This is a genomic window from Allobosea sp. P4_E12, from assembly GCF_056401655.1.
In genome coordinates this window covers 1-26,077 of sequence record NZ_JBFUIY010000016.1, presented here as the reverse complement: position 1 = coordinate 26,077, position 26,077 = coordinate 1, and the positions used below count along the sequence as shown (strand labels likewise).

The following is a 26,077-nucleotide window of genomic DNA, read 5'->3' as shown; positions in this document are numbered from 1 at the left end:
AATCACCCGCTTCGCCGACGAACATGCCGCGCTCGCGTTTCTGCCGCAATCCCGCCCTGAACGGCACAATTTCGCCATGCTTCTCCATGTGCTTGCACCGCAGCAGGCAGAATCGGCTAAAAATCCGCCGATTCCTGCAGTGCCGATCAAGTCAGCGCGTGAAAAAGATCGTTTATATGCGAACTATCACAAGTTTTGCGCAGGTGGCAGTTCTACGAGCCTACGTCTAATGGTTGCAGAAGCCTTTGCTTTGGCGACGGCCGTTGCATTCCCGCAACAAGTTTCGGGGCCCCCCTGTGCAGTCGCGTCATGCGCAGGAACCGCTTGCCTCGGGCGCCCCGTCCGCACAGGATCGCGCACCTTTGATCATATCGATTGAAACGGGGGAAACGACGTGAAACTGGTACGTTATGGCGCTTTCGGCCAAGAGAAGCCCGCGCTGCTGGACTCCAAGGGCGTGCTGCGCGACCTGTCAGGCAAGGTTCCGGACATCGCCGGCAAGGCGCTGACCTCGGCCTCGCTTGCGGCACTGAAGGCGCTCGATGCCGAAACGCTCCCCGAGGTTCAGGGGACGCCGCGCATCGGCGCCTGCGTCGGCGATGTGCGCAATTTCATCGCTGTCGGCCTCAACTTCGCCGACCATGCGGCTGAGACCGGCGCGCCGATCCCGGCCGAGCCGATCCTGTTCAACAAGGCGCCGAACTGCATCGTCGGCCCCTATGACGACGTCACCATCCCGAAGAACTCGAAGAAGACCGACTGGGAAGTCGAGCTTGCGATCGTGATCGGCGATGGCGGCTCCTATATCGCCGAGAAGGACGCCATGGCCGCGATCGCAGGCTTTTGCGTCTGCAACGACGTCTCGGAGCGCGAATTCCAGACCGAGCGCGGCGGCCAATGGGCCAAGGGCAAGGGCTGCCCGACCTTCGGCCCGCTCGGCCCCTGGCTGGTGACCCCCGACGAGATCGCCGATATCCAGAATCTCGGCATGTGGCTCGAGGTCGATGGCGAGCGCGTGCAGAACGGCTCGACCAAGACGATGATCTTCGGTGCCGCCTATCTCGTGCACTATATCAGCCAGTTCATGCGGCTCGATCCGGGTGATGTCATCACCACCGGCACTCCGCCCGGCGTTGGTCTCGGCTTCAAGCCGCCGCGCTTCCTGAAGGGCGGCGAGGTCGTGGCTCTCGGCATCGACGGCCTCGGCACGCAGAAGCAGAACTTCGTCCCCTACAAGGGCTGAGATAAAAAGACGCCGCCATGGCTGCTTGACCCAACCATGGCGGCGTTGCCCACACCGCAAATAATGTCGCTCACAGCTGCCATGGAGGCAGCCAAAGCGGCGGGGACTAGTCTCGGGTCTCGTGTCGTAAAGCCACCAGTCGCCGCAGCGACGTGACATTACGCACAACCGATCCCCCGATAGAGGCCATCCCTCCCCATATCGGCTACCCCCATTTGGGGGACGTCAAGGCAAAGGGTCATCACGACCCCGTCAGCTGACCATAGGTCATGACCGCAGCGGATTGCCCGCGCTGCTCCCCTTGCCTCAACGGAGAAGGCCCCGCTTGGGGCCGGGCCTTTCGCCTTTGCGGACGATATCCGGCTCGATGATCTAAGCTTCGCCGAGCCCGAGCATCAGGCGGATATTCTGGACCGCAGCGCCCGAGGCGCCCTTGCCGAGATTGTCGAGCTTGGCGACGAGCACCGCCTGCCGCAGCTCCTCATTGCCGAAGACCCGCAATTCGAGCTGGTTGGTGTCGTTGAGCGACTCCGCTTCCAGCTTGCCGCCGGCCTCGGCCGGAACCACCTTCACATAGGTCGAGCCGGCATAGCGCGCCGCCAGCGCGTCGTGCAGGTCGGCGACCTTCGGCTTGCCCGGAAGCGTGTCGAGATGCAGCGGTACCGAGACGAGCATGCCCTGGCGGAAATTGCCCACGGACGGCACGAAGATCGGCCGCCGGGTCAGGCGCGCGTATTCCTGCAGCTCCGGCAGGTGCTTGTGCTTGAGCCCCAGCCCGTAGAGCTCGAAGGACGGGGCGACGCCCGCCTCATAGGCTTCGATCATGCTCTTGCCGCCGCCGGAATAGCCGGAAACGGCATTGACCGTCACCGGATGATCCTGCGCGAGCAGGCCCGCATCGACCAGCGGCCGCAGCAGGGCGATGCCGCCGGTGGGGTAGCATCCGGGATTGGAGACGCGGTTGGCATTGGCGATTGCCGCGGCATGGCCGGGGGCGAGTTCGGCAAAGCCGTAGACCCAGCCCGGCGCGACGCGATGGGCAGTCGCGGCATCGACGATCTTGGGAGCGTCCGCGCCGAGTTCGTCGGCGAGCGCCACCGATTCCTTCGCTGCCTCGTCAGGCAGGCAGAGCACGACGAGATCAACCCCGGCCATCATCGCCTTGCGGGCGGCCGGATCCTTGCGCTTGTCGGGATCGATGCTCTTCACGACGACCTCCGGCAGCTCTGCCAGCCGGTCGCGAATGCCAAGGCCGGTGGTGCCGGCTTCGCCGTCGATGAAGATCGATTTCAGATTCTGGCTCATCAGGGCCTCCGAAAGCGCGCTCGCGCTCATTGATAGGTCAGCATCAGGCATAAAAAAACCGCGCTCCGGGCGCGGTTCGCGGACAATTCGGGGTTCAGCCGAGCGTCATCGCGGGCGCGCCGGGGCGGCCTGGTTGGTGCGACGTCGGATCGAGCACATGAACATGACGCTGATATGTGGGAGGGCGCCGCCCCTGTCAATCGGCATGTGACGCGACGTTGCCCTGCGGGGCACGGCAAGCCTCTCGCCCGACGGGGCGAAGGCTTGCGTCATGCCAGATTTGCCAACAGATTGAATCGCTTGGTGCACGCGGCTCGTAAGTCGATTCAGCCCGCTCGCACAGCGATTCAACCGGCCTTCTTCTTCAGCGCCAGCGCCTGGATGTAGTGTTGGGCCACGGCGGCACCGGCGATCGCCGTCGCGTCGGCATGGTCATAGGGCGGGGAGATCTCGACGATGTCCATGCCGCGGAAATCGAGATCGCGGATGGCCCAGACCATGCGCAGTGCCTGCGCCGCAGTAAAGCCGCCGGCAACGGGCGTGCCCGTGCCCGGCGCGAAGGCCGGATCGAGCGCGTCGATATCGAAGGTGAGATAGGCGGGGCCCTGCCCGACGCGCTGCTTGATGCGCTCGACGACGCCATCGACGCCGAGCTCATGGGCTTCATAGGCGCCAAGCACCTGGATGCCGCAATCCCGGGGCGCAACCGTGCGGATGCCGACCTGGATCGAGCGATCGACATCGATCAGCCCCTCGCGCACCGCCTCCAGCATGAACGTGCCATGCGAGACAGCGCCGACGCCATCGTCCCAGGTGTCCTGATGCGCATCGAATTGGACGATCGCCAGCTTGCCATGGCGGGCGACATGGGCACGCAGCAGCGGCAGGGTGATGAAATGGTCGCCGCCGAGCGTCACCAGATGGGCGCCGGTGGCGATGATCGCGGCGGATTCGCGCTCGATCGCCTTGGCGCAGCCCAGCAGGTCGCTGCGCGGCAGCGAGCAGTCGCCGTAATCCACGGCCGAGAGATGCTCGAACGGGTCGATGCGCGACGGATACTGGGCATCGCCGTCGAAGATCGCACTGACGCGGCGCAGTGATTGCGGTCCAAAGCGCGTGCCCGGCCGGTTGGAGACCGCGAGATCGAAGGGCACGCCCCAGATCACCAGATCGCAGCCGGCGACATCCTTGCTGTAGCGGCGGCGCATGAAGGAGAGCGCGCCGGCATAGGTCGGGTCCTGCGCCGGGCCGCGCCGATCGCCGGTGAAGGCGTGGTCGATGGAGGGGGTGTCGACGGGTTCGGTCATGGCAGCAATCCGTGAATGAAGTCAGCGCCTGCCCGTGAGCCAGACATAGAGGCACCAGGGCAGGATCAGGGCGAGGCCGGTCAGGACCAGCCGAAACGTGGTCCAGGCGATGGGGTTCTGCAGGGCGCGGCCATCGAGTTCAGGCACGCCATGGATCAGGCCGAGCGCGAAGGCCGGCGTCAGGAAGATGATCAACGCCCGTCCGACCCGACGCCCGGTCGGCTCCCCCGTCCGCGCAAGCGCGAGCAGCGCGGGAACTGCGATCATTCCGAAAGCAATGAGAACGAGCAGGATGCGCATGGCGGAGGCTGGAACCGGAGACGTGAGCCTGCGGTTTAGCATGGCCGCTGCCCTGATCCAGCCGCGCCGGGCGGCAGTCACAGCCGAATCTGTCGTTCAGGGCCCCGGCGCTATCAGCGCCCGCCCGCCACCCGCAGAACCACGCCTGTCGTATAGGCGGAAGCCTCGGACAGCAGGAACAGCACGGCCTCGGCGATCTCGTCCGGAGACGCCGCCCGCTGCAGGGGAACGAGCGGCGCGATGCGCTCGACCCTGCCCGCTTCGCCCGTCGACAGGGCGTGGATCTCGGTCTCGGTAATGCCGGGCGCAACCGCATTGACGCGGATGCCGGCTGGAGCAAGCTCCTTCGCCAGACCAACCGTCAACGTATCAATCGCTCCCTTGGAGGCGGCGTACCAGACATATTCGCCGGGCGAGCCGAGCGTTGCCGCAGCCGAGGAGATGTTGACGATCGCCCTGCCCTTCCGCTCCGGCTGAGCGAGCAGCGCCCGTGCCGCTTCACGCGCGACCAGCAGCGCGCCGGTGACGTTCACGTCGATGCAGTTGCGAATGACCTCTGCGTCCGCCTCGGCCAGCGGGCCCGACTTACCGGTGATGCCTGCATTGTTGACGACCTGGGCGATGGGCCCGAGCTTCCCCTTCGCCTCGGCGAAGACGCGCAGGATATCCGCCTCACCAGACATGTCGCCCTGGAGTGCAACGGCGCTTGCGCCCGCGGCCTTGCAGGCCGCGACAACCGTTGCGGCCGCGGCCGCGTCGCGCTGGTAGTTGACGGCGACATCATAGCCACGACCGGCCGCCATGACTGAGATGGCGGCGCCGATGCCGCGGCTGCCTCCGGTAACGAGAAGAACGGGACGGGTAGCGCTCATCGGCGGCGACTCCAGCTGGTGCGGAGCTGAAGCCAATACGAAAAGGGCGGCTCTTGCGAGCCGCCCTGTAAGCATAGCCAGACTGCGTGAGCCGGATCAGCGCTTCGAGAACTGGAAGCTGCGGCGGGCCTTGGCCTTACCGAACTTCTTACGCTCGACGACGCGCGAGTCGCGGGTCAGGAAGCCTTCCTTCTTGAGCGGACCGCGCAGTTCCGGCTCGTAGAAGGTCAGGGCCTTGGAGATGCCGTGGCGCACAGCGCCGGCCTGGCCGGAGAGACCGCCGCCCTTGACCGTGACGACGACGTCGTACTGGGTCATGCGGTCGACGATCATCAGCGGCTGCTGCAGGATCAGGCGCAGCACCGGACGAGCGAAGTAGACTTCCTGGTCGCGGGTGTTGACCGTGATCTTGCCGGAGCCCGGCTTGATCCAGACGCGGGCGATGGCGTTCTTGCGCTTGCCGGTGGCRTAGGCGCGGCCCTGCGCATCGACCTTCTTGACGTGAACGGGAGCGTCGGGCTGAGCCGTCTTGGCGACCTGGCCGAGCTGCTCGAGAGACTGAAGAACCTCAGCCATGATCAGAGCCTCGCATTCTTGCTGTTGAGCGCGGCGACGTCGAGCGCCTCCGGCGACTGGGCGGCGTGGGGGTGCTCAGCGCCCTTGTAGACGCGCAGGTTGCCCAGGATCTGGCGGAACAGCGGGCCGCGCGGCAGCATGCGCTCGACAGCCTTCTCGACGACGCGCTCAGGGAAGCGGCCTTCGAGCAGGAACTTGGCGGAACGCTCCTTGATACCACCCGGGAAGCCGGTGTGATGGTAGTAGACCTTCTGGTCGCGCTTGCGACCCGTCAGGACCACCTTCTCGGCGTTGATGACGATGATGTTGTCGCCACAGTCGACATGCGGGGTGTAGGCGGCCTTGTGCTTGCCGCGCAGACGCATCGCCACAACGGAGGCGAGACGACCAACGACCAGCCCGGAGGCATCGATCACAACCCACTTCTTCTCGACGTCGGCGGGCTTGAGCGAGACGGTCTTCATCGCGGCACCCTTCGGTTGCTTGAAAAAGGACAAGCCGCCGGAAGGCCGGCGGCGGTGTGGGGCGGTGGATAGGGGCAAGCTGCCGTACTGTCAAGCACCACGATCACGGTCCAAGGCGAAAAATCGCATTGTTTTCAGTGCAATGGCAAAAACGGTATTTAGATACCGCATTCCGTTCCAGCGATCCTGCGAGGTCCGGCAGGATCATCCCTTTCCCTGCGCTTCTCCCGACGCTCCGATTCCCCCACGGAGACGGTTCTGCGGCCAGGACCAGCGCTCGACTCCTAGCGCTCCGACGGAATCGAGTAGGTGCCGGTCGCATGGCAGACCATCTCGCTGTCGCCCTGCGAGAACAGCGCGACCTCTCCGACGGCGAGCCGCTTGCCGAGCTTGAGCAGCCTGGCGTCCGCGATCAGCGCCACCGGCCCCGGCTTGCGCAGGAAATTGTAGTTGAGGCTCGTCGTCACAGCGAGGCCGACCGGGCCGATCTGGCCGAGGATCGCGACATAGAGGGCGAGATCAGCCAGCGCCATCATGGTCGGACCGGAGATCGTGCCCCCCGGGCGCAAATGCCGCTCGTGATAGTCGCAGCGCATGCGCGCCGTCAGCGGGCCGACATCTTCGATGAAATGAGTGCGCCCGCCATAATGGAGTTGCGGGAAGACCTGATCGAGATAGGTCTCCACCTCTGAGATCGTCATGCGGGGTGTCATGTGCGGGAAACCGGATGCCAGCGGGAAACTCCTCCCCTTGCAGCATGACGGTTGGGCTCCGACAATAGCCACGGATGCGAAAGGCCATGCCATGAATGCCCATATCGAGCCCGGCACCGCCCCGGTCCTGCTGCGCGCAGACCAGGACGGCATCGCGACACTGACGCTGAACCGTCCGCAGGCGCGCAATCCGCTTGGCGAAGCGATGCTGGCCGCGTTGAGCGAGGCTTTCGGGGCCATTGCGGCAGACGATACGGTGCGCGCCGTCGTGCTGACGGCCGCCGGCCCGGTCTTCTCGGCCGGTCACGACCTCAAGGAGATGAGCGCGCATCGCGCCGATCCAGACCGTGGCCGCGCCTATTTCACCGATATCCTTGGCCGCTGCTCGGCCATGATGCAGCAAATCACCGCCCTGCCCCAGCCCGTCATTGCAGCGGTGGAAGGCACGGCGACCGCTGCGGGCTGCCAGCTCGTCGCGACCTGCGATCTCGCCGTCGCCGGCGCGCAGGCGCGGTTCTGCACGCCCGGGGTCCATATCGGGCTGTTCTGCTCGACGCCGATGGTGGCGCTCTCGCGCAACCTCGCGGGGAAGCATGCGCTGGAGATGCTGCTGCTGGGCGAGATGGTCCCGGCCGAGGAGGCGGCCCGGATGGGGCTGGTCAACCGGGTCGTTCCGGCGGGCGTAGCGCTTGCGGAGGCCTTGCGACTGGCGGGCGTGATCGCATCGAAATCGACTGCCACGGTGAAGGTCGGCAAGCGCGCCTTCTACCAGCAGCGCGAGATGGGCCTCGCCGCAGCCTATGATCACGCATCGGCGGTCATGGTCGAGAACATGCTCGCCCGCGACGCCGAGGAAGGGATCGGCGCCTTCATGGGGAAACGCCAGCCGGTCTGGAACGGCAACTAGCGGCTCAGGAGCCTCAGTCGGGCCCTCTCCATCAAGCCGGAATCAGCGCCGCACGCGGCGACAACCGTGACACGCCGCGTGCAGCTATCCATCAGGCGCCTGTTCACAGGATCGCGGGGAAGTGCTCCGGCATCTCGGTTTGCAGGTGCTCCTTGGTCTCTTCTTCCGGCTGCGGCACGGCTGGCAACTGCAAAACGGTCGCCTTTTGTCCCGTAGACAGGTTCGTCAGCAGAATGACCTRCCCGTCGGGCAGCTCGAGCGCATCGTGATGCGCATAGGGCTTGTCGAGATCGATCTGACGGAAGCGGGCCATCGTCGCTGCCATCTTGCGATGCGGCAGGAAGCCGACCACCCTATCGCACTCGATCTCGCTCGCGAACGCCAGCTCCGTGCCGGGCAGCACGCAGACCGCAACCTCCGGCTGTGCCGAGGTGCAGAACCCGCGCGTGCTCGAATTCGGGAAGCTGGTGGTCGTCAGTTCGTCGCCCACTTTGGCGGGAGTGGACATCACATTGTGCAGGCTATAGTCGCACATGGTAGACCCTCCTTTCATGACGGAACAACCGGGGTTGTTCGCCCTGTGTTCCATTGAATCAGATAAGAGTGGCAAAGCTGTGGTTCAGCCCCTCGGCGCCAAAATGCTGGGGCATGATCGCCGCGTATTTCTCGTGAGGATTCAGCACCTTGAATCATGAGGCCTATGAAGATGCGCTAATCCGCCGCATCCTGCGCGAGGTGAAAACCATCGCCCTGGTCGGCGCCTCGGCCAACGAGGCGCGGCCGAGCTGGATCGTCACCAAGTATCTGCTCGATCGCGGCTATGACGTCATCCCCGTCAATCCCGGCCTTGCCGGCCAGACGCTGCTCGGCAAGACGGTCTACGGTGCGTTGAAGGAGATTCCGGTTCCCGTCGACATGGTCGAGATCTTCCGCAATTCGGAAGCCGCCGGGCCGATCACGGACGAGGCTTTGGCGCTCTCGCCCCTGCCGAAAGTGATCTGGATGCAGCTGTCCGTCCGCAATGACGCGGCCGCCGCTCGCGCCGAGGCCAAGGGCCTTACCGTGATCATGAACCGCTGCCCGAAGATCGAGTATGGCCGGCTCTCCGGCGAGATCGGCTGGCAGGGCATCAACTCGCGCATCATCTCGAACAAGAAGCCGCAACTGGCCGGCAAGGGCTTCCAGAAATTGTCGATCGACCGGCCCGGGACCTGACCAGGCCATCCCCAGGAGAACGGCGATGCGCGAGGAAACGACCACTTGCTGCATCGCCGGAGGCGGCCCCGCCGGGATGATGCTCGGTTTCCTGCTCGCGCGAGCCGGAATCGAAGTCACCGTGCTGGAGAAGCACGCCGATTTCCTGCGGGATTTCCGCGGCGACACGATCCACCCTTCGACACTCGAGCTGATGCATGAACTCGGATTGCTCGAGGCCTTCCTGAAGCTGCCGCACAGCAAGGAAGACCATATCGTCGCCCGCTTCGGAGACGACGAGATCACGCTCGCCGATTTCAGCCATTTGCCGGTCAAGGCTCCCTATGTCGCCTTCATGCCGCAATGGGATTTTCTCGATTTCCTGGCGGAACGGGGACGCGAGCAGCCCTCCTTCCATCTGCGGATGCAGACGAAGGCCGAGGGACTGATCAAGCAGAACGGGCGTGTGGCCGGCGTCGCGGCCATGGCGCCCGACGGCCCGCTTTCGATCAGGGCCGATCTCGTGGTTGCGGCCGACGGGCGCAGCTCCGATCTGCGCGCGGCGTCTGGCCTCCCGGTGAAAGTGCTCGGCGCGCCGATGGACGTGCTCTGGTTCCGGCTGTCGCGCAGCAAGAGTGATCGCAACCAGACATTCGGCCAGGTCGCGGGCGGCCGGTTCTTCATCATGCTCAATCGCGGCGACTACTGGCAATGCGCCTTCATCATCCCCAAGGGTTCGCTGGAATCCTTGCAGGTCCGGGGCATGCGGGCCTTCCGGGACGGTGTCGTCGCGCTCTCGCCCTTTCTCAAGGACCGGATAGCGGAGCTGCGCAGCTGGGACGACATCAAGCTGCTCTCGGTCGCGGTCGATCGCCTGACGCGCTGGTGGAAGCCCGGCCTGCTCTGCATCGGCGACGCTGCGCATGCGATGTCCCCGATCGGCGGTGTTGGGATCAATCTGGCGGTGCAGGATGCCGTCGCAACGGCCAACCTGCTGGCAGCGCCGCTCCGCGAGAGGCGGCTGACGGATACCGCGCTCGCAGCCGTGCAGCATCGCCGTGAATTCCCGGCAAAACTCACCCAATCCATGCAGATCGCCATCCAGAACCGGGTGATCACGCCGCTGCTCGCCAGCCGCGGACCGGTGGCGCCGCCGCTGCCGCTGCGCCTCCTGCAGCGCTTCCCGCTGCTGCGCCGCCTGCCGGCACGGCTGATCGGCCTGGGGATCAGGCCGGAGCATATCGGCCCCGCTCTCAGGCCCGTCCGGCCGAATTGACGCCGCACAGAGCGTTCGTTAAATCGAACGGGACCGTTTCACGATCAGAATTTGCAGGGAGCACGCCATGTCAGACCGCTCACCGGGTTTCCATACGCTCGCCATTCATGCCGGTGCAGCGCCTGATGCAGCCACCGGCGCGCGCGCCACGCCGATCTACCAGACGACATCCTTCGTCTTCGACGATGTCGACCACGCCGCATCGCTGTTCGGCCTGCAGGCTTTCGGCAACATCTATACGCGGATCGGCAACCCGACCAACGCGGTGCTCGAGGAGCGCGTCGCCGCGCTCGAGGGCGGCACTGCGGCGCTCGCCGTCGCATCCGGCCACGCCGCCGAGTTCCTCTGCTTCCACGCCCTGCTGCAGCCGGGCGACGAGTTCGTCGCCGCGCGCAAGCTCTATGGCGGCTCGATCAACCAGTTCAACCATTCCTACAAGAATTTCGGCTGGAATGTGATCTGGGCCGATTCCGACGATCTTGAGAGCGTCGCCGCCGCGGTGACCCCGCGCACCAAGGCGATCTTCATCGAGTCGATCGCCAATCCGGGCGGGGTGATCGTCGACATTGCCGGCGTCGCGGCCATCGCCAAGAAGCACAACATTCCGCTCATCGTCGACAACACGATGGCGAGCCCCTACCTGATCCGCCCGTTCGAGCACGGCGCCGACATCATCGTGCATTCCGCCACCAAGTTCCTGGGCGGGCACGGCAACTCGATCGGCGGCCTGATCGTCGATGGCGGCTCGTTCAACTGGGTGGGCGACGAGCGCTACCCGATGCTGTCCAAGCCGCGGCCGGAATATAACGGCATGGTGCTTGGCGAGACCTTCGGCAATTTTGCCTTCGCCATTGCGACCCGCGTGCTCGGCCTGCGCGACATGGGCCCGGCGCTCTCGCCCTTCAATGCCTTCATGATCCTGACGGGCATCGAGACCCTGCCGCTGCGCATGCAGCGCCACTGCGAGAGCGCACTCGCCGTCGCAAAGCACCTCTCGACGCATCCGGCGGTGGAATGGGTCAGCTATCCCGGCCTGGACGGCGATAAGTATCACGACCTCGCCAAGCGCTACTCGCCGAAGGGAGCGGGCGCGGTCTTCACCATCGGCCTGAAGGGCGGCTACGATGCGGGTGTCAAGCTGGTCTCGAACCTGCAGCTGTTCTCGCATCTCGCCAATATCGGCGATACGCGCTCGCTGGTGATCCACCCCGCCTCGACGACGCATCGCCAGCTCTCGGACGCACAGAAGACCGCGTCGGGCGCCGGACCGGAGGTCGTGCGCCTCTCGATCGGGCTCGAGGACGTGGCCGACCTGATCGGCGATCTCGATCAGGCGCTGATCTAGCATCCGGCAGCGCTCCGACGGGGCGTCCCCCCGGAAAAAATGCAGACCCGGGATCCCTCCATGAACCATTCCGGCCGGGATCCCGGGTCTCTTTCCTTTGCCGCTCGGAGCGACAGTGTTCCGGTGGCGTCAGGCCCGGACTGGATGCGCGGTGCCAGCCCCGCTCCGCGTGACATGTACGACTGTCATCGCCAGCACCATGAAGGCGAGCGCCTGATGGGCGAGCCCCGCCCAGAGCGGGACCACCAGAAGCAGCGTAACGACGCCGAGCGCGGCCTGTGTCAGGGTGAGGCCGGCAATCGCCGTTGCGCGCTTGGCACTGCCTGACCCAGGCGCTGCGCGGCGCATCGCAACGGCATGCCAGAGCGCGGCCGCCAGCAGCAGATAGGCGCCGATGCGGTGGTTGAACTGCACCAGGGCGACGTTATCGACAAAGTTCTCCCAGAGCGGCGTCTGCGCAAACAGCGTCGACGAAGCCGGAGCCAGCCCCCCATCCATCAGCGGCCAGGTGTTGAAGGTGAAGCCCGCACGGGAGCCGGCGACGAGGCCGCCTAGCGCGATCTGAGCGAAGGTGAGCACCAGCAACACCCAGGCGGCCAGGCGGCCCCTCGCCTGCTCGACCCGCCGCAGCGGGGTCAGCCAGGTGGCGAACGCGACAACGGCGGCGAAGAACAGGCCGGCGAAGGTGAGATGAAGCGTCAGCTTGACCGGGGCGACCGCGATCATGCCTGGCTGGAGCCCCGACGCGACCATGATCCAGCCGATCGTACCCTGCAGGCCAAGCAGCAGCCCCATGCCGAACAGCACGGCACTCTGGCGCCAAGGCAGGAGCCGGCGGAGGGCGACGACAAGGAAGCCGACGAGATAGACCAGGCCGATGAAGCGGCCGAGCTGACGGTGCCCCCACTCCCACCAGAAGATGAATTTGAATTCCGACAACGCCATGCCGGCATTGAGCAGCTGGTATTGCGGGCTCGCGCGGTACTTCTCGAATTCCAGCGCCCAGGCGGCGTCGGAGAGCGGCGGGATCGCGCCGGTGACCGGTCGCCATTCGGTGATCGAGAGGCCTGAGCCGGTCAGGCGGGTCGCGCCGCCGACCACGACCATCGCGAAGACGAGTGCCGCGACGATCCAGAGCCAGCGGCGGATGCCTGCGTGGTTGGCGGAGCTGACAGCGCCGCCACGCGGCTGATCGAGAGCAATCGTCACGGGATGGGGACCTCGGGTCGCAAATGTCGCGCTTCACAAGCGTCGTTGGGGGTGACAGATAGACCCGCGCGAAGACGCGAACAACGCCCGCAATGCCGCAGCCGCGCCGGCATGGAGACGAGAGATGACCCAGAGCCACCGCAAGCTGATCGGCACCGTGGTGATCCTGATCTTCGTCTGCGTCTATGCGCTGGTCGCCATGGCACTGGCGCAGGGGCGGATCACGGACGCGCCCAAGCTGGTGCAGACCATCGCCTATATCGCGCTCGGCCTCGCCTGGGTGCTGCCCCTGCTGCCGCTGATCAAGTGGATGGAGCGGAAGGACGGGCCACGCTGAGATCGGCCTGAAATGCGCATTGCGGCTTTCGGAAAAGCCGTTGCAAACATGGAAGTCTGGATCATCGGACGGGATATCCGGTCCGATGGGATCTAGGCGACATTCAGCCGCCGCCCCTTGTTCCAGAGCAGGAACGGCAGCCCCGACAGCAGCGCCCGCAGCGCTGCCTCGCTCTGGTGATAGCCGTTCAGCGAGACACGCGGCAGCGCATGCAGATGCCGCTCATGCCGATCGAAGAGATGGCCCGGCCGCGTGGTGACCGCGCTGGTGAAGCCAGCCGCCCTGGCCAGGGCGAATTCACGTTTGCCGGCGGAGCCCGGATCGCCGACGGGATAGGCGAAATGGCGCATGGGCAGGCCGAGCTCCTGCTCGAGCCGTGCCTTGCTCTCGACGATCTCGGCTCGGGCAAAATCCTCGGGATGCTTGGCCAGCATCGGGTGGCTCAGCGTATGCGCTCCAATGGTCACGCCGGGCGCGCCGGCGAGCGAGCGCAGTGTCTCCCAGGGCAGGCATTCGCGCTCGACCAGGGCTGCGCTATCGATGCCGGCCTGACGTGCAAGATCGGAAATCGTTGACAGCAGAATCGCTTCCGGCCCTTTGCGCAGACGCCAGTAGAGCGTCTCGAAGGTCAGCTGCTTCTCGCGATCAGATTCGGTGCGGGCCGAGAACCCGCCATCCGGCAAGTCCAGGGTGAAGCGCGGCAGAGCCCGGATCGCCTCCTCCATTTCCAGCCACCAGAGCCGCGCGGTGCGCTCGGCAAAGCCCGTCGTCACGAACAATGTCCAGGGCACGCCATGCTTGGCCAGGACCGGCCAGGCATGATCGAGATTGTCGCGATAGCCGTCGTCGAAGGTCAGCGCCACGAAGAAGCGCTGGGAGAGCGGGCTCTGCAGTCGCGCCACCGCTTCATCGAGCGAGACGATGTCATAGCCCTGAGCCTTGATCAGTGTCAGCGTCTGGTCGAGGAATTCAGGCGTGATCTCCAGCAGACGATTGGGGGCGAAGCCCCGCTCGCGCCAGGGCCGGACATGATGCAGGGTCAGAATCATGCCCGCGCCCTGAGCGAGGTCCTTCGCCCATCGGTCGGCGCCGGTCAGCGCAATCGCCTTGAATGCGGCGGAAAAGGCTTGGTGTCGCAGGCTCATCCGGCTCCGGGCAGCAACCGCTCGCTAATATTGTTCGCCGATGCTTCGGCTGGTCGAAGCCAACCTGGCAGGTTCGTTCACAATAGCGGGTTAAGGACAGCGAGGAATGCCGCCACCCGAGGGTCCAGAGACGATGTCTGCACTTGCCGAACGCGCCGGAACTCCGGCCTCGGCCCTGAACCTGACAGCGATCAGGAGCAGGGGGGAGCGCGCGCGCCCCTGGCACAGCATCACGATCAGCAGCGACCCTGCCGCCCTGGAAGCCGAGTGGCGCAGCCTGGAAGCGGCAGCTCTGGTGACGCCCTACCAGGCCTATGGCTGGATCAGGCCCTTCGTCGAGACGGTCGGGGCAGCCCACGGTACGGAGTTCCGATATGCCGCGCTGCGCGACGCGGCCGGGCGCACCCAGGCCATCCTGCCGCTGGCGCTGACACGGCGCAACGGCGTTCGCTTCGGCGAATTCATCGGCGGCAAGCACGCCAATTATCATATGGGGCTCTATGCCCCGGCCTTCGCTGTCGCCCTCGATACGGCCGGCGCGCGAGCCCTGCTTGTCGAGATCGGCACGGCCATTGGAGATCTCGACGCCTTCATCTTCGTCAACCAGCCGAAGGACTGGCAAGGCGTTCCCAACCCGCTCGCGCAGCTTGCGGCAGGGCCGAGTCCGAGCGGAGCCTACAAGCTCGCGCTGGAGGGACGAGACTGCGAAGGCTCGCTGCGGCGCTCGATGAGCTCGCATGCCCGCAAGAAGCTGAAGAACAAGCGCAACCGCTTCGCCAGCTTCGGCAGCTCAGTCCTGCTCAAGGCCGAAACCCAGGAGGATATCGAGCGGGTCGTTTCCGCTTTCCTGAGCCAGAAGGCGGCGCGGTTTGCCAGCATGGGCGTTCCAAACCCCTTCGCGGAGCCCGCCCTGGGTGACTTCCTGCGCCAGGGAGCAAGCCCTGACCGCACTGACACGCCCGTTCTCGAGCTCTACTCGCTCGATCTCGATGGCCGCTGTGTCGCAACCTATGTCGGCGCCGTGCAGGGCCAGCGTTTCTCAGGCATGGCCACATCCTTCGACATGGACGGCGACCTCGCCAAGTCGAGCCCTGGCGAGATCCTGCTGGTCGACTTGATCAAGCTGAAATGTCGTGCCGGAATCGAGGTCTTCGACCTCGGCGTCGGCGAAGCCCGCTACAAGACGACGGTATGCGACGACCGGGACGAACTCGTCGACACCTTCCTGCCGTTGACGCCGAAGGGGCATGCCTTTGTCCTGTTCAGCCGGGCCAAACGTGCCGCGAAGCGCAGGATCAAGAGCTCTCCAGTGGCACTGAAGCTCGCACAACGCGCCTCGGGCTGGCTGAACCGGAACCGAACACTCGCCACTGACGACGACTGAGCGGCAACGCCTCTCGCAAAATCAGATGCGCAAGGTCTGCGCATCTCGCAGGAGGTGCAGGGCCACGGGGCCCTGACGATCCCGGCCGCCCCCGGCCGGGATAAGCTTCGGCTCAGGCCATCGCCGCATCATGCTCGCGGACGGAAAATGGCACGCCCGCCGTCTCCTCGAGCTTGTCCACGACGAGAGAAACCGGCGCCGTCGTCAAATCGGCGAGCCGATAGGCGGCCTCCATGGCGTGCCCGTTGCCGATGCTGCCCGCCATGACGAAGACACCTTGCGCACGTCCGACCAGCGGTGCGAGCACGGCGCTCTCATCGCCCGAAGTCGCCGAGACCAAGACCCAGTCATAGGTCTCGCAGAGCGCATCGAGCGCCACCTCGACGATATCAGGCGCGGCCAGAACCGCCCTGCGCCCTGCGCGTCCAGCGCTGATGCGATGCAGCCGCGAGCCCGGTTCGCGCATGATGATCTCGGAGAACTGGGCCTCGCCGGCAAGAAGCTCGGAGAACCCCAGCTCATCCAGTTCGTCATCGTCGCTGGCAAGGTCGACCAGCACGCAACGGGAGTGGCGGGACAGCAGTTCCGCGAGATCCCGTGCCGACATCGCTTCGGGACCGGCCCCGTCGAGCAGCACGGCCAGCGGCGCCATCTCGGCGGGAGGCGCCGCAATTCGCTCGGAAAGCGCCGTAAGAGCCCCTTCGGGATCGGCCGCGGCCAGGGGAACCCGGCCCACTCGGCCGGTATGGGTCAGCAGCCCCGCAACGCGCTCGCGGCGCTCGTCTCCGTCGGACGGATGTTGCGCGGCCCCAGCCCCGCCGCCGCCGACCCAGCCCGGCGCACGCCGCGGGCCATTGGAGCCGGGCGATGACCCCGCAGTGCCGTTGAGGAGCTCACGCGAGACCACCATGGCGAGCGCGACGAGGAAGGTCGCGAGCGTCGCAACGAGGATGATCGGGATCTTCTTCGGGAAGGACGGCTCGGTGGGTTCGACGGCGCGCGAAATGATGCGTGCATCGGCCGGGCTGGCGTTCTGGGTGTCGCGCGCCACGGCCTCGCGATAGCGCTGCATATATTGCTCGAGCTGATCGCGCAGGGTGCGTGCCTCGCGCTCCAGCGCTCGCAGCTGCACTTCCTTGTCGTTGGCGCTCGAGACATTCTTCTTCTGCCCCTCGAGGGCGGCCGTGAAGCTGTCGACGCGCTGGCCGGAGATGCGTGCCTCGTTCTCCAGGGTGCGAACCGTGCGCTCGGCGGCCGCGCGGATCTGGCCCTCCAGATCGGCGAGCTGGGCGCTGAGTTCCTTGATGCGCGGGTGCCCGGGCAGGAGCGAGCGCGATTCCAGCGCGATCTGGGCGCGCAGATTGACGCGCTGCTCGATCAGACGGCGGACCAGTTCATTGTTGGCAACGTCCGGAATCTCGAAGGTCCGCCCGCTCTTCATCGCATCGCGAATGACGCTGGCCTTGGCCTGGGCCTCGGCCTGTTGACTGCGGGCATTGGAGAGCTGGGTGGAGAGGTCCGCCAATTGCTGTGCGGTGATGGTGGTGTTGTTCGTTCCGACGAGCAGTCCGTTGCGCGAGCGGAAGTCCTCGACCTTGCCCTCCGCCTCGGCGACGCGCTTGCGCAGCGGCTCGATCGTGGTTGAGAGCCAGGACGAAGCGCTGCGCGCGGTGTCCTGCTTCGCCGCCTCCAGCATCTCGAGATAGATATTGGCGATCTCGTTGGCTCCGCGCGCCGCCAGCGCCGGATCGCGCGACGTGAACTCGATCGCGACGATGCGGGACCGGCCGACCGGGAAGACCAGCAGGCGGTCGTAGAATTGATCGAGCACGCGTTCTTCGGGCGAGCGATCGGCCGGATGCGCGCCCAGCCCGACCAGCACGCCAAGCCGCTTCAGCGCACTCAGCGCGCCGGCGCCCGAATCGAATTCGGGATTGCCGACGAGGCCGATGCGCTTGATCGCCTCGCGAGCGAGGTCACGCGACATGATGACCTGGACCTGGCTCTGCACGCCCTCGCTGTCGAATTGCTGGCTTGTGGCTTCGGCCCCGCCCTGCCCCGGACGGGTATAGAAGCTGTCCCGATTCTCGAGCAGGAGCCGCGCCTCGCCCGTGTAGCGCGGCGTGACCAGATTGACGGCGACGAAGGAGAGGCCGAGCGCCAGCACTGTGGGGCCGAGCACCCAGAGCTTGCGCCGCTTGATGGCGGCCCAGAGCGCGGAAAGATCGAGCATGTCGCCGCGGTTCTCGCCGGCATCCCGCATTCCGTCATCGGATCGAGAGGTCATGACTCACCCATTCACGCAAAACTCGCGCGCCCAGCACAGGACGCAGGGTCAATCAAAGCTGATTAAGGTTATTGGCGAGTTAAGAGGTGGCGGCATCTCCAGCGAGGGGGGGCAGCGAGGGAGGTCGTGCTCAACTTTTGTTAACCATAGCCACCCTAACGTGACGGCAGAATTTGGATGGACTGAATATGCGATGAGTCGATCACTCGCCCCACTGGCCCTGGCGGTCGCACTAGCGACGAGCGCCTGCGCGCCGCGCTATGCAGCGCAGGAACTCGCGATCGTCGACGTCAATGTGCCCTATCGGCTCGCCAGCGGCGACCGGCTGCGCGTCATCGTCTTCGGTCAGGACAATCTGTCGAACATCTACGCCGTCGACGGTTCCGGGCGCATCTCGATGCCGCTGATCGGCCCCGTCGAGGCCCAGGGACGCACGACCCGGCAACTCGAGCAGGCGATCGAAGGCAAGCTACGCGGCGGTTTTTTGCGCGAACCCAAGGTTTCGGTCGAGGTCGATACCTACCGCCCGTTCTTCGTCCTGGGCGAAGTCACCAACTCCGGCCAGTTCCCCTTCGTGAATGGCATGACGGTGCAGACCGCGGTCGCCATTGCAGGCGGCTTCACCCCGCGCGGCCAGCGCAACTATGCCGAGGTCACGCGCCAGATCGACGGCCAGCTCGTCACCGGGACGGTGCCGATCACCTACCAGGTGCAGCCGGGCGACACGATCGTCATCAAGGAACGCTGGTTCTGAGCGCAAACGAGGTGACGGCCATGGCGGACGCCCCCGGCATGAAGCCGCTGCGCATCCTGCACGTCTTTCGGGCGCCGCTCGGCGGATTGTTTCGCCATGTCCTCGATCTGGCTCGCGGGCAAGTGGAGCGCGGGCATCAGGTCGGCATCTTCTGCGATTCGAATACCGGCGGTGTGCGTGCCGACCAGGTTTTCGCCGAGTTTGGCCCGGACCTCGCGCTTGGCGTCACGCGCGTGCCGATGTCGCGCTACCCGAGCCTCATGGACTGCAGGGCGCAACTGGCGGCCAACGCGACGCGGGCGCGCCTTTCCCCTGATGTCGTGCACGCCCATGGCTCGAAGGGCGGCGTCTATGCGCGCCTGCCTGCGCTGGTTTCACCGCAGCGGCGCTATATCACGGCCTATACGCCGCATGGCGGCAGCTTCAACTACAAGCCCGGCGGCGCCGAGCATCGCATCTATATGTCGGTCGAACGGCTGCTGGAGCGTGCGACGGACATGTTCTGCTTCGAGAGCGCCTTCATCGCAGGGCGGTTCGAAGCCTATATCGGCCACAAGCCGCGCAGCGATTACCGGATCGTCCTGAATGGTATTTCGGAAGCCGAGTTCGAGCCGATCGACCATGCCAAGGCAAGGTTCGACCTCGTCTATCTCGGGGAGCTGCGCTCCGCGAAGGGGGTCGATACGCTGATCGATGCGCTCGCCTTGCTGAAGCGCCGCGACAGCCTCGAGCCGCGCATCCTGATCGTGGGGGCGGGCCCCGACGAGGCCGTGCTGCGGCAGATGACGTTCGACCGCGGCATCGGCAGTCAATGCGTGTTCGAGCCGCCCGGCCCGATTCGCGCCGCGCTGGCCCAGGCCCATGTCATGGTGATCCCGTCGCGGGCGGAATCGCTGCCCTATGTCATCCTTGAAGCGGCGGCAGCAGCCCAGCCGCTGATTTCGACGAATGTCGGCGGCATCAAGGAAATCTATGGCCCGGATCACGCGCATCGCCTGATACCGGCCGATGACCCGGCAATCTTGGCTGGGAGCATTCGTGCGACCCTGGCCATGCCCGAACCCGAACGACGCGCACAGGCGATCGATCTGGCACAACATGTCCGCCAGAACTTCTGCCTCAACGCGATGATCGACGGCGTACTGGCAGCATACCGCGTCGCGCTGGTGCGACGCGGTATCGACGCGTGATGAAACACTGTCGCGTTAGATCGCCGGACAGGAAATCGTATCCAGTCCGGTGACCTAACCCTTTGTGTTTGCATCGGCTTTGTCCCGAAAACCGCATTCCACTTTTCGGGCCGATGTTTTAGAGGAACTTCAGGCCGACGACGCCTGCGATGACCAGCGCGATGCCGACCCAGCCGGACAGATAGATCCGCTGCCCGAAGGCAAGGGCTCCAACGATGGCCGTGATCACCAGCCCCGCTCCGCCCCAGACCGCGTAGGCGACCGAAAGGTCCATGCCGCGTATGGCCTGTGCCAGGGCCGCGAAGGCGCCGACGACGAGGACCATCCCGACGGCACCGAGCAATCGCCGCGTCATGCCGTCGGAGAGCTTGAGCAGATAGGTACCGAGGACTTCGAGTATGACCGCAAGCCCAAGCCAGGCAAAGGCAAGCGACTGCGGCTGAAGAAGCATGGTCACGCCAGCCTCCCCTGCTTACCCTCCTCGACACCGTGCCCGACACCGCGCTCGAGCAGCACGATACCGGCGATGATGACCGCAAGCGCCAGCAGGCGCTCAGGCGTCAGATGCTCGCCGAAGAGAAGATGGCCCGCGGCGGCGATGCCGACGATGCCGAGCCCCTCCCAGACGGCATAGGCAACCGCCATGGGGATGACACGCAGCGCCACGCTGAGCAGCGCGAAGGACAATCCGATCAGAACGAGCGGTAGAGCCGTGATGAGCCACGGCTCAGCGACGACCGACTTCAACGCGGCCGTCGCGACAATCTCGACAGCAATCGCTGCGAGCAGAACCAACCAATGAAAAGACATGATGCACACGGGCGAAGCCGGCGCTTACCGTCGGGAAGCGACGTTAGGCAGCTAAGCAAAGTTAGAGTTTTTACGAACGAGTTTCGAAGACCAAGCCCTGGCAGATTGAACTGCTGGGGCTGCACAGCGACTTGCCCAATTGCCTGAATTGGCAACCGCGGGCATCGCTCAGAAATGTTCTTCTCAGACACTCATCGCGAATGGATATGCCCGTTTTAATGCTTTTTGTCAACCAACATCAACTTTATGGGCCAGAAACGACTGCTTTTCGATGCAAAATCGGAAAAAATGGGAGTGAGCTAATTCCTTGGCCGGACGAGAGAAAATCAACTTTCTTTGCATCGGGTTTGAGACGCCGCTTGCAGGGGGATAAACTGGACCGTTCGCGATGGTCCGGAATGCCGTAGAGTCTCCTTGCTGGCCACAAGACAGCGAAGCATCGGATTAAGCCTTCCGAGAGCATTTTGAGCTAATCGCAAGCCGGGACCGGGAGGTGAGTATTGCTCCGGTCTGAGTAGAGGTAGCGTGTGATGGGCACTTTCGATGTGCGTGACCTGATCCAGGCCGACGCGGCCGGAGCATCAGATCCAGCCGGGGGGAGCAAGACGGGTTCGACCCGCGCTTTCCATCCCCTGGCCGAACGCATCGCGGCGATGCCGGTCAAGCCGACACTCTCCCCGGTCCTGATCGAAGGCCTGGTGCGCCTGTTCGACGTTCTGGCCATCGTCAGCGTGGCAGGGCTGGTCTACTGGTTCTATGTCGCGGGCACCACCAGCAGCACCCTTCTCTATCAGATCACCGTTCTCCTGGTGAGCGTCGGCGCACTCGCCGCCTTCCAGGCGCTGCATCTCTACCATATAGGCGCTTTGCGCCATTTCGTCCCGACGGCTGCCCGGCTCGTCGCGGGCTGGACCATGCTGTTCCTGATCGCACTCGCCGCCTTCTTCTTCATGAAGGTCGGAAGCCAGTTTTCCCGGGTCTGGCTGGCTGGCTTCTATGGCGGCGGTCTCGCAGCCCTGCTCGGCGAGCGCCTTCTCGTGACGATGGCCGTGCGCCGGCTGACACGCACGGGACGGCTCGAGCGGCGCACGGCCATCGTCGGCGGCGGCGCTGCGGGCGAAGCGTTGATCAAGGCGCTCGAAGCGGAAAAGGACTCCGGACTGCAGATTTGCGGCGTCTTCGACGATCGCAACGACGATCGCTCGCCCGATCTCGTCGCCGGCTATCCAAAGCTCGGCACGATCGACGACCTTGTCGAGTTCGCCCGCCGCACCAAGCTCGACCTGGTGATCTTCACCCTGCCGATCTCGGCGGAGGGACGCATCCTGCAGATGCTGCGCAAGCTCTGGGTTCTGCCGATCGACATCCGTCTCTCCGCCCATATGTCGAAGCTGCGGCTACGACCGCGCTCCTATTCCTATATCGGCGCGGTGCCGGTGCTCGATGTGTTCGACCGGCCGATCGCGGACTGGGACATCGTGGTGAAATGGCTGTTCGACAAGATCGTCGGCACCCTTGCCCTGATCGCCCTCTCGCCGGTTCTTCTGATCACGGCGATCGCGGTGAAGCTCGACTCGAAGGGGCCGGTCCTGTTCCGGCAGAAGCGCTACGGCTTCAACAACGAACAGATCGAAGTCTTCAAGTTCCGCTCGCTCTATCACGAGATGCAGGATGTTACCGCCAGCAAGCTGGTGACCAAGGATGATCCGCGCGTCACCCGCGTCGGCCGTTTCATCCGCAAGACTTCGATCGACGAGTTGCCGCAGCTCTTCAACGTGGTGTTCAAGGGCAATCTCTCGCTGGTCGGCCCCCGCCCGCATGTCGTCCACGGCAAGGCCGACAGCCGCGCCTATGAGCAGGTGGTCGACGGCTATTTCGCCCGCCACAGGGTCAAGCCGGGCATCACCGGCTGGGCTCAGATCCATGGCTGGCGCGGGGAGACCGACACCGAGGACAAGATCCAGCGCCGCGTCGAGCACGACCTGTACTACATCGAAAACTGGTCCGTGATGCTCGATCTCTACATTCTGTACAAGACGCCGATCTCGCTGCTGACCAAGTCCGAGAACGCCTATTGAGCGCGCTCGCCGACCGCGCGGGAGATGAAGGCGGCCGTCGCGGCCTGAGGGTGTCCTTGGCCTCGATCAAGCGAGGCACGCTCTGGCTGCTGACCGCCTCCAGCGGCTTCGCGCTGATCGAGCCGTCACCCTATGAATTCTTCTTCCTGCTCACGCTGTTCGTCTTCGCTCTGACAGGCATCCGCTTCTCGCAAAAGCTGCTGCCGATGGTCGTTCTGCTGCTACTCTACAATATCGGCGGCATCTTCTCGCTAATTCCGTGGATGGACGAGCCGGCCTCCGTGCGCTTCACAGCCGTCTCGGTCTACCTGATGATCACTGCGATCTTCTTCGCGGCCATCATGGCGGAGGACCCGCTCGGCCGGCTGGAAACCCTGCGCAAGGGCTATCTCTTCGCCGCCTGGTGCGCGAGCTTTGCCGGCATCCTCGGCTATTTCGACATCGCCGGCCTTTCCGACGTCTTCTCCTATGCCGGCCGCGCCTCCGGCACGTTCAAGGATCCCAATGTGCTGGGGCCCTTCCTCGTGGTGCCTATCGTCTACGCGCTGCAGCATATCCTGATTGGGCGCCTGGGCCTGATACGCGGCTTCCTGGTGATGAGCGTGCCGCTGATGGCCGTGCTGCTGGCCTTCTCGCGCGGGGCCTGGGGCAATCTGGCCGGCTCGGCCCTGATGATGGTCGGGCTGATGTTCCTGACTGCACCCAACGCTGCGCGCCGCGCCCGGATCGTGATGCTCACCCTCACTGCGCTTGGGGGCATCCTTGTCGCATTGCTGATCGCGCTCTCGTTCGAGAGCATCCGCGACATCTTCGAGATTCGCGCCAGCCTCAACCAGAGCTACGACCAGGGCGTAACCGGCCGATTCGGCAGCCAGCTGCGCTCGCTCCCGCTCCTCCTCGATGCGCCCAACGGGCTTGGCCCGTTGCGCTTCCGTTGGCATTTCCCGGAAGATCCGCACAACGTCTACATCAATGCGTTCGCCTCCTATGGCTGGCTCGGCGGCATCGCCTATCTCGGCTTGATGGTCACCACCTGCTATGTCGGCTGGCGTCTCGTCTTCAACCGCTCGCCCTGGCAGAACCACGCGATCGTGCTGTGGTCGGTGCTGTTCATCACCATCCTGCAGGGTGTCCAGATCGACACGGACCACTGGCGGCACTTCTACCTGCTGCTCGGGCTGGTCTGGGGCCTGGCAGCGCTCAAGCCGGGCAACGCTGCCGGTCAACTCCCGCGCGGACGATTGCCCGCTGGTCGGGCATAGGTCATCGGACTGGATATCGTCTCCGGTTCTCTGACCTGCCCTTCTGTGTCCGCATCGGCTTCCCCAAGACCGCAATCCATTTTTCAGGTCGGTGTCCTAGACCGGCGCCTTGCGGACCAGCACGTAGTCGTAGGTCGTCACCAGGTCCCAGCCCGTTTTCGCAGCCAGCAGGTTGAAGGCGTGGTCGATCTCCCGCAGCCCCGGCAAGCGCTCGAAATAGCCATGCCCCCAGAAGCGCTGGACGTGAACATCGCGGAATCCGGCCCGGTTGAGCATCGGCGTCAGCTGCGCGCGGCTGCCGCGGCACCAGTCGTAATGGGCCGGGAATTTTGGATCGCTGCCGTCCTGCCGACGTGCCGGAAACAGCGCGTGCAAGATGGCGCGCGAGGCGGCCTCCGGCAGGATGTGGTTCAGCGCGAAGACCGGCGCCCAGAGCGTCGGGAAGAAGGCCAGCGCCATTCCGCCTGGCGCCAGCAGCGCATGGATGTTCGTCCAGGCCCGCTCGACATCCCGGATATGCTCGAAGACCATGCGCGAGACCATCAGGTCGTAGCCGCCGCATTCGACATCAGGTTCGGACAGATCGCCAGCAATGTCGAAACGCGCCGTCCGCAGGCCGGGCGCCGACAAGGCCAACTCGTTCGCGTCGATATCATTGACGACGAGGTCCAGACCATGGCTGGCGGCTTCGGCGGCGGAGAACAGCGGGTCGCGGCCACCACCGATCTCGCAGATCCGCCTCAAGCCGAACTGTCGGGTCAGGGCGAGAATCGTCCGCTCGTAGTTCTTCCAGGCCCAGCGCGAATGCCAATCGGGCTGCAGCTCGGCGAAGAAGGTTTCGAGAGCGCGGTCCTGATTCCGTGTCGCCCTTGCGGCTGTTCCCTTCGCACCCAACGCAATCGTCGCGGTCATGCCACTCTCCACCGATCATCCGGGAGGGAGGATGTGGACGAACGGCTCTCTCCGCAATGTTTTGCTTAACATGCAGTTAATGCCGACGGTTTCGAAGCCGGAAGGCTATCGCTCAAGGGTATGCGTCCAGCCGGCTCCTGCCATGGAGCCCCTTGGCGCTTGTTCCCGGTGCACGCCGAAAGCGCAGGTGGACGTGGTTCTTTCGCGCCCCGAACCAAGGCTTGGCGCGAGATATGGCAGCGCGGCATGGCGGCGATGCAGCGCTTCTGAAAAACCCTGCGGAGAGTATGCCGAAGCGCGTTGCATCCGCGCGCCCACCCCTCTATAAGCCGCCCTGTCGGAGCGTAGCGCAGCCCGGTTAGCGCACTTGTCTGGGGGACAAGGGGTCGGAGGTTCGAATCCTCTCGCTCCGACCATAAAACCTCATGGAACCATTGAGTTGGCGAACGGCATTAAGATGCCGCGGCGCCGTATCTGCTCGGGCACATTCGGGCTACACCAGCGCGATTCTGGCATTTCCAGCACGTGGGCCAAGCGTCAGTTGCGGCTCGCGAGGGAACTGCCGAGCTCTGACGCTATGCTGTTCTGATCTGGAAATTGATCGAGCGCGGCGGGAAGAGAATCAAGCGGCGGCGCACTTCAGCGCCGCGCATCGACCTTTGAAGCGACGGCGCCCTCCGCTCCCCTCAACCGGCCGAATCGTTCCCAGTTGGGCGGCATCGGCTCGCCGAAAATGCGGGCCAGCATCATGCGGCCGACCTCAGCGGAATAGTGAGCCTGGTCGCCCATCCAATAGTTCGGATCGTCCGAGAGCCAGTCGGCGCCCGTGAAGTCCCAGAGCGGCGTGACACGCGCAACCTGATCAAGCGCTTGCGCGAGATCCTTCGGCAAATAGCGGCTCTCGACGGCACGGTGGAGCGGGCTGACGGCCACAATGAGCCTGGTGCCGTTCTGTCGAGACAGCGTGGCGATACGCTGCAGGATCTGCAGCTGGTCTGCGAAATACGCGCGCTGCGCGAACGGCCTGTTGTAGTCGCTTCCGGCCTGCGCGCCGCGTCCGGCCAAACTGCTCAACGATGCCAAACGGACGAATGCCAGTTTCACCTTATTGAGGACCGAAGGGGTCTGGCGATCTTCCTCCTCGAGCGCGGCCCGGGCCTCGCGCAGGATACGCTGCCAGCTCCTGACCTGCAGCGCCGTGAGATTG

General features: G+C 65.0%; 26 protein-coding genes and 1 tRNA gene. 12 read left to right on the top strand and 15 right to left on the bottom strand.

The features are described from left to right. Positions 1-394 precede the first annotated feature (394 nt). A complete protein-coding gene (locus AC1DW9_RS20370) occupies positions 395-1,243 on the top strand; it encodes a fumarylacetoacetate hydrolase family protein (RefSeq protein WP_441508362.1) in 849 nt (282 codons plus the stop codon). Between the two features lie 372 nt (positions 1,244-1,615). Here AC1DW9_RS20370 and argC read toward each other — a convergent pair whose 3' ends face one another. The 7 genes from argC to AC1DW9_RS20335 all read right to left on the bottom strand — a co-directional run bounded on the left by argC (position 1,616) and on the right by AC1DW9_RS20335 (position 6,768). After that, on the bottom strand, positions 1,616-2,548 hold the full coding sequence (argC, locus tag AC1DW9_RS20365) for an N-acetyl-gamma-glutamyl-phosphate reductase (RefSeq protein WP_476770802.1): 933 nt from the start codon (positions 2,546-2,548) through the stop codon (positions 1,616-1,618). 347 nt (positions 2,549-2,895) lie between these two features. Further along, positions 2,896-3,855, bottom strand: a complete 960-nt coding sequence (speB, locus tag AC1DW9_RS20360; protein WP_476776359.1) for an agmatinase — start codon at positions 3,853-3,855, stop codon at positions 2,896-2,898. A gap of 21 nt (positions 3,856-3,876) precedes the next feature. Further along, entirely contained in the window at positions 3,877-4,122 is a 246-nt protein-coding gene (locus AC1DW9_RS20355; RefSeq protein WP_476770804.1) for a hypothetical protein, read from the bottom strand. Between the two features lie 146 nt (positions 4,123-4,268). Next, positions 4,269-5,027, bottom strand: a complete 759-nt coding sequence (locus AC1DW9_RS20350; protein ID WP_476770805.1) for an SDR family oxidoreductase — start codon at positions 5,025-5,027, stop codon at positions 4,269-4,271. A gap of 96 nt (positions 5,028-5,123) precedes the next feature. Further along, positions 5,124-5,603, bottom strand: coding sequence for a 30S ribosomal protein S9 (gene rpsI, locus AC1DW9_RS20345; protein ID WP_043232079.1), 480 nt, complete (start codon positions 5,601-5,603; stop codon positions 5,124-5,126). Positions 5,604-5,605: 2 nt separating this feature from the next. Continuing rightward, positions 5,606-6,067: a 50S ribosomal protein L13 gene (gene rplM / locus AC1DW9_RS20340; RefSeq protein WP_113516586.1), complete on the bottom strand. Its 462-nt coding sequence runs from the start codon at positions 6,065-6,067 to the stop codon at positions 5,606-5,608. A 284-nt stretch (positions 6,068-6,351) separates the two neighbouring features. Then, positions 6,352-6,768, bottom strand: coding sequence for a PaaI family thioesterase (locus AC1DW9_RS20335; RefSeq protein WP_476770806.1), 417 nt, complete (start codon positions 6,766-6,768; stop codon positions 6,352-6,354). A 103-nt stretch (positions 6,769-6,871) separates the two neighbouring features. Between AC1DW9_RS20335 and AC1DW9_RS20330 the strand changes: the two genes are divergently transcribed. After that, the gene (locus AC1DW9_RS20330) at positions 6,872-7,687 is read left to right on the top strand and encodes an enoyl-CoA hydratase (RefSeq protein ID WP_476776358.1); all 816 of its coding nucleotides are present in this window, start codon (positions 6,872-6,874) and stop codon (positions 7,685-7,687) included. A gap of 103 nt (positions 7,688-7,790) precedes the next feature. Here AC1DW9_RS20330 and AC1DW9_RS20325 read toward each other — a convergent pair whose 3' ends face one another. Beyond that, positions 7,791-8,222 carry a hypothetical protein gene (locus AC1DW9_RS20325; protein ID WP_476855168.1) on the bottom strand — a complete coding sequence of 144 codons (432 nt, stop codon included), beginning with the start codon at positions 8,220-8,222 and terminating at the stop codon, positions 7,791-7,793. 149 nt (positions 8,223-8,371) lie between these two features. On the opposite strand from AC1DW9_RS20325, the gene AC1DW9_RS20320 reads away from it, so the two are divergent. From AC1DW9_RS20320 to AC1DW9_RS20310, 3 genes are all read left to right on the top strand, one after another. Continuing rightward, positions 8,372-8,902: a CoA-binding protein gene (locus AC1DW9_RS20320; RefSeq protein WP_476776357.1), complete on the top strand. Its 531-nt coding sequence runs from the start codon at positions 8,372-8,374 to the stop codon at positions 8,900-8,902. A gap of 25 nt (positions 8,903-8,927) precedes the next feature. Further along, positions 8,928-10,157, top strand: coding sequence for an FAD-dependent oxidoreductase (locus AC1DW9_RS20315; protein WP_476776356.1), 1,230 nt, complete (start codon positions 8,928-8,930; stop codon positions 10,155-10,157). A gap of 67 nt (positions 10,158-10,224) precedes the next feature. Further along, positions 10,225-11,502 carry an O-acetylhomoserine aminocarboxypropyltransferase gene (locus tag AC1DW9_RS20310; protein WP_476776355.1) on the top strand — a complete coding sequence of 426 codons (1,278 nt, stop codon included), beginning with the start codon at positions 10,225-10,227 and terminating at the stop codon, positions 11,500-11,502. Positions 11,503-11,631: 129 nt separating this feature from the next. On the opposite strand, the gene AC1DW9_RS20305 is transcribed toward AC1DW9_RS20310, so the two are convergent. Continuing rightward, on the bottom strand, positions 11,632-12,711 hold the full coding sequence (locus AC1DW9_RS20305; protein WP_476770328.1) for a COX15/CtaA family protein: 1,080 nt from the start codon (positions 12,709-12,711) through the stop codon (positions 11,632-11,634). A 124-nt stretch (positions 12,712-12,835) separates the two neighbouring features. Between AC1DW9_RS20305 and AC1DW9_RS20300 the strand changes: the two genes are divergently transcribed. Further along, a complete protein-coding gene (locus AC1DW9_RS20300) occupies positions 12,836-13,048 on the top strand; it encodes a DUF2842 domain-containing protein (protein WP_069881058.1) in 213 nt (70 codons plus the stop codon). Positions 13,049-13,140: 92 nt separating this feature from the next. On the opposite strand, the gene AC1DW9_RS20295 is transcribed toward AC1DW9_RS20300, so the two are convergent. Further along, positions 13,141-14,193 (bottom strand): polysaccharide deacetylase family protein, encoded by a 1,053-nt coding sequence (locus tag AC1DW9_RS20295; RefSeq protein WP_476776354.1) that lies wholly within the window; start codon positions 14,191-14,193, stop codon positions 13,141-13,143. 106 nt (positions 14,194-14,299) lie between these two features. On the opposite strand from AC1DW9_RS20295, the gene AC1DW9_RS20290 reads away from it, so the two are divergent. Continuing rightward, a complete protein-coding gene (locus AC1DW9_RS20290; RefSeq protein WP_441508353.1) occupies positions 14,300-15,577 on the top strand; it encodes a GNAT family N-acetyltransferase in 1,278 nt (425 codons plus the stop codon). Between the two features lie 112 nt (positions 15,578-15,689). Here AC1DW9_RS20290 and AC1DW9_RS20285 read toward each other — a convergent pair whose 3' ends face one another. Next, a complete protein-coding gene (locus tag AC1DW9_RS20285; protein WP_476776353.1) occupies positions 15,690-17,864 on the bottom strand; it encodes a GumC family protein in 2,175 nt (724 codons plus the stop codon). 193 nt (positions 17,865-18,057) lie between these two features. On the opposite strand from AC1DW9_RS20285, the gene AC1DW9_RS20280 reads away from it, so the two are divergent. After that, positions 18,058-18,618: a polysaccharide biosynthesis/export family protein gene (locus AC1DW9_RS20280; protein ID WP_476770325.1), complete on the top strand. Its 561-nt coding sequence runs from the start codon at positions 18,058-18,060 to the stop codon at positions 18,616-18,618. 20 nt (positions 18,619-18,638) lie between these two features. Next, positions 18,639-19,808 carry a glycosyltransferase family 4 protein gene (locus AC1DW9_RS20275; protein ID WP_476770324.1) on the top strand — a complete coding sequence of 390 codons (1,170 nt, stop codon included), beginning with the start codon at positions 18,639-18,641 and terminating at the stop codon, positions 19,806-19,808. A 118-nt stretch (positions 19,809-19,926) separates the two neighbouring features. Here AC1DW9_RS20275 and mdtI read toward each other — a convergent pair whose 3' ends face one another. Together mdtI and AC1DW9_RS20265 are read right to left on the bottom strand one after the other, a co-directional pair. Then, positions 19,927-20,259 (bottom strand): multidrug/spermidine efflux SMR transporter subunit MdtI, encoded by a 333-nt coding sequence (mdtI, locus tag AC1DW9_RS20270; protein WP_476776386.1) that lies wholly within the window; start codon positions 20,257-20,259, stop codon positions 19,927-19,929. A 2-nt stretch (positions 20,260-20,261) separates the two neighbouring features. Then, positions 20,262-20,618 (bottom strand): DMT family transporter, encoded by a 357-nt coding sequence (locus AC1DW9_RS20265; protein WP_476776352.1) that lies wholly within the window; start codon positions 20,616-20,618, stop codon positions 20,262-20,264. A gap of 530 nt (positions 20,619-21,148) precedes the next feature. On the opposite strand from AC1DW9_RS20265, the gene AC1DW9_RS20260 reads away from it, so the two are divergent. Both AC1DW9_RS20260 and AC1DW9_RS20255 read left to right on the top strand, forming a co-directional pair. Further along, the gene (locus AC1DW9_RS20260) at positions 21,149-22,696 is read left to right on the top strand and encodes an undecaprenyl-phosphate glucose phosphotransferase (RefSeq protein WP_476776351.1); all 1,548 of its coding nucleotides are present in this window, start codon (positions 21,149-21,151) and stop codon (positions 22,694-22,696) included. Continuing rightward, positions 22,693-23,958, top strand: a complete 1,266-nt coding sequence (locus AC1DW9_RS20255) for an O-antigen ligase family protein (RefSeq protein ID WP_441508348.1) — start codon at positions 22,693-22,695, stop codon at positions 23,956-23,958. Before AC1DW9_RS20260 ends, AC1DW9_RS20255 begins: the two co-directional genes overlap by 4 nt. Positions 23,959-24,054: 96 nt before the next feature. On the opposite strand, the gene AC1DW9_RS20250 is transcribed toward AC1DW9_RS20255, so the two are convergent. Next, complete coding sequence (locus tag AC1DW9_RS20250) at positions 24,055-24,870, bottom strand: class I SAM-dependent methyltransferase (protein WP_441508347.1); 816 nt, start codon at positions 24,868-24,870, stop codon at positions 24,055-24,057. A 338-nt stretch (positions 24,871-25,208) separates the two neighbouring features. Here AC1DW9_RS20250 and AC1DW9_RS20245 point away from each other — a divergent pair. Continuing rightward, a tRNA-Pro gene (locus tag AC1DW9_RS20245) sits at positions 25,209-25,286 on the top strand. A 223-nt stretch (positions 25,287-25,509) separates the two neighbouring features. Here AC1DW9_RS20245 and AC1DW9_RS20240 read toward each other — a convergent pair. After that, positions 25,510-26,077: hypothetical protein (locus tag AC1DW9_RS20240; protein WP_476855167.1), on the bottom strand; the 568-nt coding region annotated here is incomplete at its 5' end.

Bases quoted from the DNA above. Each gene is read 5' to 3' on its own strand.
- AC1DW9_RS20285 (WP_476776353.1), bottom strand. From the start codon at position 17,864: ATGACCTCTCGATCCGATGACGGAATGCGGGATGCCGGCGAGAACCGC.
- argC (WP_476770802.1), bottom strand. From the start codon at position 2,548: ATGAGCCAGAATCTGAAATCGATCTTCATCGACGGCGAAGCCGGCACC.
- AC1DW9_RS20280 (WP_476770325.1), top strand. From the start codon at position 18,058: ATGAGTCGATCACTCGCCCCACTGGCCCTGGCGGTCGCACTAGCGACG.
- AC1DW9_RS20265 (WP_476776352.1), bottom strand. From the start codon at position 20,618: ATGTCTTTTCATTGGTTGGTTCTGCTCGCAGCGATTGCTGTCGAGATT.
- mdtI (WP_476776386.1), bottom strand. From the start codon at position 20,259: ATGCTTCTTCAGCCGCAGTCGCTTGCCTTTGCCTGGCTTGGGCTTGCG.
- AC1DW9_RS20350 (WP_476770805.1), bottom strand. From the start codon at position 5,027: ATGAGCGCTACCCGTCCCGTTCTTCTCGTTACCGGAGGCAGCCGCGGC.
- AC1DW9_RS20260 (WP_476776351.1), top strand. From the start codon at position 21,149: ATGGGCACTTTCGATGTGCGTGACCTGATCCAGGCCGACGCGGCCGGA.
- AC1DW9_RS20250 (WP_441508347.1), bottom strand. From the start codon at position 24,870: ATGACCGCGACGATTGCGTTGGGTGCGAAGGGAACAGCCGCAAGGGCG.
- rplM (WP_113516586.1), bottom strand. From the start codon at position 6,067: ATGAAGACCGTCTCGCTCAAGCCCGCCGACGTCGAGAAGAAGTGGGTT.
- AC1DW9_RS20295 (WP_476776354.1), bottom strand. From the start codon at position 14,193: ATGAGCCTGCGACACCAAGCCTTTTCCGCCGCATTCAAGGCGATTGCG.
- AC1DW9_RS20335 (WP_476770806.1), bottom strand. From the start codon at position 6,768: ATGACGATCTCAGAGGTGGAGACCTATCTCGATCAGGTCTTCCCGCAA.
- AC1DW9_RS20355 (WP_476770804.1), bottom strand. From the start codon at position 4,122: ATGATCGCAGTTCCCGCGCTGCTCGCGCTTGCGCGGACGGGGGAGCCG.
- AC1DW9_RS20300 (WP_069881058.1), top strand. From the start codon at position 12,836: ATGACCCAGAGCCACCGCAAGCTGATCGGCACCGTGGTGATCCTGATC.
- AC1DW9_RS20275 (WP_476770324.1), top strand. From the start codon at position 18,639: ATGGCGGACGCCCCCGGCATGAAGCCGCTGCGCATCCTGCACGTCTTT.
- AC1DW9_RS20290 (WP_441508353.1), top strand. From the start codon at position 14,300: ATGCCGCCACCCGAGGGTCCAGAGACGATGTCTGCACTTGCCGAACGC.
- AC1DW9_RS20315 (WP_476776356.1), top strand. From the start codon at position 8,928: ATGCGCGAGGAAACGACCACTTGCTGCATCGCCGGAGGCGGCCCCGCC.
- speB (WP_476776359.1), bottom strand. From the start codon at position 3,855: ATGACCGAACCCGTCGACACCCCCTCCATCGACCACGCCTTCACCGGC.
- AC1DW9_RS20330 (WP_476776358.1), top strand. From the start codon at position 6,872: ATGAATGCCCATATCGAGCCCGGCACCGCCCCGGTCCTGCTGCGCGCA.
- AC1DW9_RS20310 (WP_476776355.1), top strand. From the start codon at position 10,225: ATGTCAGACCGCTCACCGGGTTTCCATACGCTCGCCATTCATGCCGGT.